7 protein-coding genes and 2 pseudogenes are annotated in these 6,737 nt (G+C 31.0%); 7 read left to right on the top strand and 2 right to left on the bottom strand.

What is annotated here, in order from left to right; genetic code table 11:
* Positions 1-173: 173 nt before the first annotated feature.
* A complete protein-coding gene (locus CQ058_RS30585) occupies positions 174-449 on the bottom strand; it encodes a barstar family protein (RefSeq protein ID WP_002187942.1) in 276 nt (91 codons plus the stop codon).
* A 447-nt stretch (positions 450-896) separates the two neighbouring features.
* On the opposite strand from CQ058_RS30585, the gene CQ058_RS30580 reads away from it, so the two are divergent.
* From CQ058_RS30580 to CQ058_RS30555, 4 genes and pseudogenes are all read left to right on the top strand, one after another.
* Entirely contained in the window at positions 897-1,265 is a 369-nt protein-coding gene (locus CQ058_RS30580; RefSeq protein ID WP_105590221.1) for an FtsB family cell division protein, read from the top strand.
* A gap of 611 nt (positions 1,266-1,876) precedes the next feature.
* The gene (locus CQ058_RS30570) at positions 1,877-2,449 is read left to right on the top strand and encodes a tyrosine-type recombinase/integrase (RefSeq protein ID WP_105590219.1); all 573 of its coding nucleotides are present in this window, start codon (positions 1,877-1,879) and stop codon (positions 2,447-2,449) included.
* A gap of 271 nt (positions 2,450-2,720) precedes the next feature.
* Positions 2,721-3,560, top strand: a complete 840-nt coding sequence (locus CQ058_RS30565) for a TIR domain-containing protein (RefSeq protein ID WP_105590218.1) — start codon at positions 2,721-2,723, stop codon at positions 3,558-3,560.
* Between the two features lie 598 nt (positions 3,561-4,158).
* Positions 4,159-4,320, top strand: a pseudogene (locus CQ058_RS30555) (IS6 family transposase); the annotation flags it as partial.
* 71 nt (positions 4,321-4,391) lie between these two features.
* Here the strand turns inward: CQ058_RS30555 and CQ058_RS30550 are convergent.
* Positions 4,392-4,826: a sodium:proton symporter gene (locus CQ058_RS30550; protein WP_105590222.1), complete on the bottom strand. Its 435-nt coding sequence runs from the start codon at positions 4,824-4,826 to the stop codon at positions 4,392-4,394.
* 810 nt (positions 4,827-5,636) lie between these two features.
* On the opposite strand from CQ058_RS30550, the gene CQ058_RS32605 reads away from it, so the two are divergent.
* From CQ058_RS32605 to CQ058_RS30535, 3 genes and pseudogenes are all read left to right on the top strand, one after another.
* Complete coding sequence (locus CQ058_RS32605; RefSeq protein WP_002192042.1) at positions 5,637-5,771, top strand: hypothetical protein; 135 nt, start codon at positions 5,637-5,639, stop codon at positions 5,769-5,771.
* Between the two features lie 8 nt (positions 5,772-5,779).
* A pseudogene (locus tag CQ058_RS30540) lies at positions 5,780-6,355 on the top strand (IS6 family transposase); the annotation flags it as partial.
* Positions 6,356-6,436: 81 nt separating this feature from the next.
* A partial coding sequence (locus CQ058_RS30535) for a helix-turn-helix domain-containing protein (RefSeq protein WP_105590217.1) occupies positions 6,437-6,737 on the top strand: 301 nt, incomplete at its 3' end.

The raw sequence follows: 6,737 nt of genomic DNA, 5'->3' as shown, positions 1-6,737 counted from the left end.
TTGTAAATCATTGCGATGTGAGAGTTTCCAAGCAACGATTTCATTATTGTAAAGGGGATACGGCAACGATTCTGGGTATGAGGGGCCACTCTGTAAAAATATTCAAATAAATACAATGAAAACCGTAGAAATTAATTATTTCTACGGTTTTATGTTTACCTAAGTTTATTTAATCATTTCACAACAATATAGAATTCATCCGCCATTTCTTCTTGAGCATCTTGAAATGTTTCTAAAATCAAATCTGCTTCTTGTCCTAACATATTCTGGCTTTCTTTGAAAAATTCCCATTCTATTGTTAAAGGAAGAGTAACCCATGCAGTTAAGCAATCCCACAACGCATTAGCATTTTCACCATAGTAATCTGGAAGATCTAATTTGTTCTTTAATGTTTTATGCAGTGCATCTTTACTTGTAAACATCCGTCCATCTAAATATATTTTTTCCATAACTAAATTCCTTTCTACTTTATTTCAGTAAACGTTTTGTAATGATCTGAAGTCTTATACAGGTTGTTTTTGCCCAAATCCCCGAAAAGGGGGAATTAGCTAAATTTATGCACTACGTCAAAAAGTACACTTTATGACATAGCTAAAAATCTAGAATTTTTCATTTCAAAAATACAACTTATGCTTATTTGAAATATGTCAATTAAAATGTATATGTTTTGACATGTAGATTATTAAAAGTAGTTAAAACCCTTTATTTATAAGCGGTTTGTTTATAGTTCGCTTGCTATTTCCCCATTTCGAGGGGATGGACAAAGATATCCAATAACGATTTTGTTTCAACTTTATAAAACTCATTTTCACTAAAATCGTTTCAAAGTTTCCATTGAACATATATAATACTTTCAAACGATTTAAATTCTACAATCAGTAATGGAGGCCTTTTTAATGGGAAACATCCCAAAAGTAGTATCAGAACAATCGAACCCCAAAATACCATCACAGCAAGTGAACCCTAATACGTACCAAGTTAATAATAAAAAAATAAGACGCCGTGTTATAGCTGCTTTAGCTTTTATATTACCTGTGGTTTTTGGTGTACAATACTCCCTTAATAAGCAACAAGATAGTATTAAAGAAAAACAAATCATGATGGGTAAGGCAAAGCAAGAATTATCTTCTTTAAAAAAAGATGGGCAACACATTGAGAAAGACTTCAAAATGTTAACTGGTAGCGAAGAAGATATTTTAAAGTTCGCAAGGAAACTGTATCAATTTTCCGATCCGAATGAAACTATATTTGTAACAACTGAATAAAGTAAGAAACCATATTCAGCACCTCGCGGTAATTCCTAATTGGGGTCACCATATCAAAAAAAGAAAATTGTACGTTTAGACACAATTTATAGTAAGCAACAGCTAGTCTATAAACAAGCCATTTCTACAATTGCTACGTAATACATACTGGATGTATGTAAATATTTCTCAATATTATACTATTACTATATTAACTATAATATAAGTAATTCTTTTTATTATTTATATTTTGTTATTCCCTGTTGCAGAATCCTTAAGATATTAAGGATTCCTTTTTTTATCAAAAATATACAAAGAAAAAAGATAAGATCGGGAACACGATCTTATCTTTAGTACAAGGAGTAAACAAAAGGAAAAATCATCATATTTTTATTATAATTTATTTTTTGTTAATTTTGAATATTAAAAGCATAATTAACAAGTATATCAATATTGAGAAAATTATTACAAAATTAGCTATAAATGATTCAAAACCCGAAAGTAAACTTTTAGCCAAAAGTTTACTTTCATTTCCCCTTAAACATTGACTTTTATCCAATTTCATTGATATTATAAAAATAGACAAAAAAGTATACATTCAAATCATTGAAAATAAAGGGATTGAAAAGCAGATGGATAAAAAGCAACATTTAATTGATGTACAACCAATTCGGAGCATAGAACAGCTCAACGATATGAAATGGTCGCTCAAACGTCATTGTTCAGATCGTGATTATATATTATTTCTAATTGGTATTAATACGGGGTTACGTGTAAGTGATTTACTTAAAATGGAAACGAATGAAATTTTAAAACTGCAGCGAAAAAAACGGAAAGAATTTAAAGTTAAAGAAGGAAAGACAAAAAAGGAGCGTATCATAAATATTACATCCATTTTTGAGGAAGTATTGCCATACGCTGAAGATCTAAAAAGTACCTGGTTATTTCCTTCTCGAAAAGGGGATAAACCCATTAGTAAAATTCAAGCCTATCGACAGTTACAAAAAGCCGGAGATTTTGCCGGAGTAGAATCTTTAGGTACTCATACCATGCGTAAAACGTTTGGCTATTGGTTTTACAAGCAAACAAAGGATATTGCTATGTTACAAGAAATATTGAATCATAGTACACCACAAATTACACTAAGATACATTGGAATTAATAAAGAAGAAAAAGATAATGTACTTGATACATTTCGCATCTAATTTAATTTAGTGTTCAGCAATAATAAATATGTCCTCCAATAATAAATGAGTAGTTTATGTTTTTATTTGAGTAATATAATTAAAAGAGGGAAAACTTATGCACCAAGGTTTACAGAAGAGAGCAAACATTGAAGCAAAATAAGAATCCTCATGAATTATTAAAAGCGAATGAGTATATAAAATATGGGATTTAAAGTATAATTATAGTGCTAATAGGGATTTATATAGATTAATACTAGTATAAATTATTGTAAAAAGGGGATTGAAATAAATGTTGTATCAAGTGTTTATGGAAGTAACAGATATTCCTGGGGCTACTAAAAACTTAAGTCTATATGAATATGATAAAGAAAATACAAATAAAATTATTGAAGAAATAATTTTACCCTACCTACAAAAAGAAGAACTACAATTCAACGGTTATTTTTTAAAGGCTCAAAATATAGTTAGAATACAAGTGAAAACTACAGAATTTCCTATAAAAGCTATAGTAGACATAATAGATGCTAAAACACCAGCAAGTATGGTTTGGTTTATAACAAAAGAAGATGCTTTTGGTGATGATGAATATACTCAAGATGTAACGACAGAAATAATGAAAGAAGCTAAAGTAAGAATGCAAGAATCTCTAAAATTATCAGCAAGTCCTTCATCTACTGAAATTGATAATAAAAAAGTATTTATAGTACATGGACATGATGAGAGTGTAAAAATTTCTGTCGCTAGGTTTCTGGAAAGGTTAGATTTGAAACCAATAATTTTACATGAACAAGCTAGTGGTGGATCAACAATTATTGAAAAAATAGAAAATAATGCAGAGGTAGGGTTTGGAATTGTACTTTATACGCCTTGTGATTTAGGTAAGGCTAAGAATGATGATGAACTACAAATGAGAGCTAGACAAAATGTTGTATTTGAACATGGATATCTAATTGCTAGATTGGGAAGATCCAATGTTTGTGCATTAGTTAAAGATAATATTGAAAAACCAAATGATATATCAGGAGTTGTATATGTTAACTATGATTCAGGAAATGGTTGGCACATGGAGTTATTTAAAGAGCTAAAAAATGCCGGCTACGAGTTAGATGCAAATAAGTTATTTGTATAATTTATTACTATTTATGAGGTGTTTAAATGCTACCTTTCTTCACAACCCCATATCCAGATGAGTTGTTGTATTCAGCCATTGCGCGTTAGCATTTTTATAGTGGCAACCTTGATTGTAAAGATACGTCGGAAGAGTTATTTGGCAGTCTTTCTGTGGTATCGAGTGTAGAGATGGGTAGCTATTTATCTGTTTAGGCATAATCTAGGATCTTTAGAATCCTTAATTTGAACAATCTATTTTTATATTATTTAAATAGTAGTCTGTTATAGACCCACTCATTTTAGTTAACCTTTGTTCAAATATAAATGAAGTCGCAATTGTAACTAGATGCACAATTAATCAAATACAATAAAGTACCTATAAAATTAGGTGCTTCTTTCTTTGTTGTATAAAAATTACACATTAAACGTGAATTTGAACTAAATGGACATTCGGTTAGACAACGCTCCTTAAAATAACCTTAATTTAACTATAGATTTAATAATATCTGAAAACTGAATGGTATAATTTTCTAAAAAGATTTAAATAAAGTTTATATTAGAAAAAGGGGAGAGAGAAAATTTTTCAGAAACTCAAGTTTTATTCAATGAGCGTTTTAATTAGTTCAATGTTAGGATTCAAGTCTTATGAAACGGCCACTTTTATATTGAGTGGCGTTGAAGCCATGCATATGATGAAAAAAGGACAACTTCACCCACAGGTGAAGTCTGCTCAAAATGAAGTTGGATTCATACATAAGTTGTTTGGAATTGCTGCTTAAGACTAGATTCCACTAGGAAACTTTTCGCCTCTTTATATCTTTCCTAAGTATTTGCACCAGAACCATTCAACTTATATCCATATTAGATCTTCTGGGGAAAGATTTTTAACAATTAAGCCCCTTCTTCCCTTATTTATAATTTTTAAATTAAACCGTCCTCTATAGTATACTGAAGGTGTGGTGTTTTCTGATGGGGTATGCCGTAAAATCAAAAGGGATTTAACCTCTTCTATCTTCTTTTCAGAATAACTTTCACCATTAGGGAATTCTATTATTCCTAATCTAATCTTTATTTCGCTTGCATCAAACAGCCACTCCTTATGGAATTCCCTTATCTTTTGTATAAAGTGTCCTTGGGCTTTTCCTATATAGAGAAATGTTTCTTTTCCAGCACATACTCTAAAGATTGCAAATATTCCTTTCTTAAAAGCTTCTTCTCTATTATAAAAATCATTAAAACTATACGATCCATACCATTTAATATGTACTGTTTCTATTAATTCCACCTCATTTTTCGGCAACTATATTACTTCGAAATATTTTATTTATTCGAAATTCATAGTCCTATTTACATGCATTAGAAGTTGCGCTTTTTTATAATACATTTTAATATTAAGAACTTCAATAATGAATATGTACATATCTTCAAGCATGTAAAGATTTATAGCCTGCACTAAGTTGTCAGAACTGTACAGAACGAAATCATCTATATGGGGTCACCATACATGCCCATCAACTTATAAGAAATTAATAGAAGTTGCATCTATATTGAGAAATTTATTACAAAATTAGCTATAAATGATTCAAAACCCGAAAGTAAACTTTTAGATAAAAGTTTACTTTCGCATTTATAAAAAATAAAAAGCACCTTTTAATGTTTTAAAAGTGCTTTAACTTGATGTTGATGTGACGGAACCTCAAGTATGTAGAAATTTAAAAAAGTCCCTTCATAATGCTTAAAGGGACTTTGCTCACACAAATGATAATTTTTATAAATAATTGCGGGATAATGAGCTTACATTACTGCTTTTAAAAGTTCTTGTACAAATGGAATGATTCCACCTACAAATTTTAAAACTGCCATTGCGATTGCCATAGTATTTCCTCCTCTTTTGTTGTTGCTAAGATGTTATTTATCTTTATGCCTTTATTATAGTAAGCACTTATAATTATATCAATATATTTTTATATGCAATATTGCATATAGGGCAATGTTATACATTTAGACAAAAATTAGACCTCTATTAGTCATTCTTTAATGGTACCATAGCGAGGTGAGAGTCTTTAAGGGGTCTCCTTAATAGGAGGAAACGAATATGGAAAGAGTGCAAGCGATTATTGACAGTAATCTGAAATTCAAGAGCTGGGTTAAACAGGTACTAGCTATAGGCGGAATATTAGGTTTCTTCTACTTGGTGTTATATGTTTTATGTTTCTTATTTGTTATGTAAATATATGGTACAATTTGAGCTTTCGTAACCTGGTGGAAATGATGGAAGAACGAGGAGTATCAATCGCTCACACAACCATTATGCGTTGGGTTCATCAATATGGGCCCCAATTAGAAGAGAAAGTACGATATCATCTTAAATCAACAAATGACTCATGGAGAGTTGATGAAACCTATATCAAAGTAAAAGGTCAATGGATGTATTTATATCGTGCTGTAGATTCCGAAGGGAACACCATTGATTTTTATCTAAGTAAATCAAGAGATAAACAAGCAGCCAAGCGCTTTTTCAAGAAAGCCTTGGCTTTTTCGTACGTGTCTAAACCACGTGTGATAACAGTAGATAAGAACCCTGCCTACCCTGTAGCGATTCAAGAGTTAAAAGAAGAGAAACATATGCCTGAAGGCATACAACTAAGGCAAGTTAGATATCTCAATAATATAGTGGAACAAGATCATCGTTTTATTAAGAAACGCGTGCGTTCTATGTTGGGATTCAAGTCATTTAAAACGGCAACTTCTATATTGAGAGGTGTTGAAGCCATACATATGATGAAAAAAGGACAAACCTCTCAAGGGGGATGATATTATCCCCTTAAGGTAGACAGTGTAAAAAGACCATGAATACACATGGATGTTACACTTTTACTTGGAGGGGATTTTATTATGGTTAAAAAAGGGGATAAATTTCAAACTTATTCAGATAAATTAAAGATACAAGTTGTAAAAAGTTATTTAAATGGTGAGGGTAGCCAATCAGCTATAGCGAAAAAATATAAGCTTAGAAGTAGAACACAGTTAATGAATTGGGTCCGGAAATATCAAGAAACAGGTGATATTTCAGACTTGCGGGGGCAAAATGGTGGTAATAACGGCTTAAAAAACCTCTTAAAAGGTCATCCTCGTACGAAGTTCGATAGTATGGAAGAAGAATTGGAATACTACAAGGCGCAAGTGGCTTACTTAA

The sequence above is a fragment of the Bacillus sp. MYb56 genome, from assembly GCF_002976445.1.
Lineage (GTDB): Bacteria > Bacillota > Bacilli > Bacillales > Bacillaceae_G > Bacillus_A > Bacillus_A mycoides.
This window is presented reverse-complemented; position numbering and strand designations above follow the sequence as displayed.

Excerpts from the sequence above, each read along its gene's own strand:
- CQ058_RS30585 (WP_002187942.1), bottom strand. The coding sequence starts at position 449 with ATGGAAAAAATATATTTAGATGGACGGATGTTTACAAGTAAAGATGCA.
- CQ058_RS30580 (WP_105590221.1), top strand. The coding sequence starts at position 897 with ATGGGAAACATCCCAAAAGTAGTATCAGAACAATCGAACCCCAAAATA.
- CQ058_RS30570 (WP_105590219.1), top strand. The coding sequence starts at position 1,877 with ATGGATAAAAAGCAACATTTAATTGATGTACAACCAATTCGGAGCATA.
- CQ058_RS30565 (WP_105590218.1), top strand. The coding sequence starts at position 2,721 with ATGTTGTATCAAGTGTTTATGGAAGTAACAGATATTCCTGGGGCTACT.
- CQ058_RS32605 (WP_002192042.1), top strand. The coding sequence starts at position 5,637 with ATGGAAAGAGTGCAAGCGATTATTGACAGTAATCTGAAATTCAAGAGC.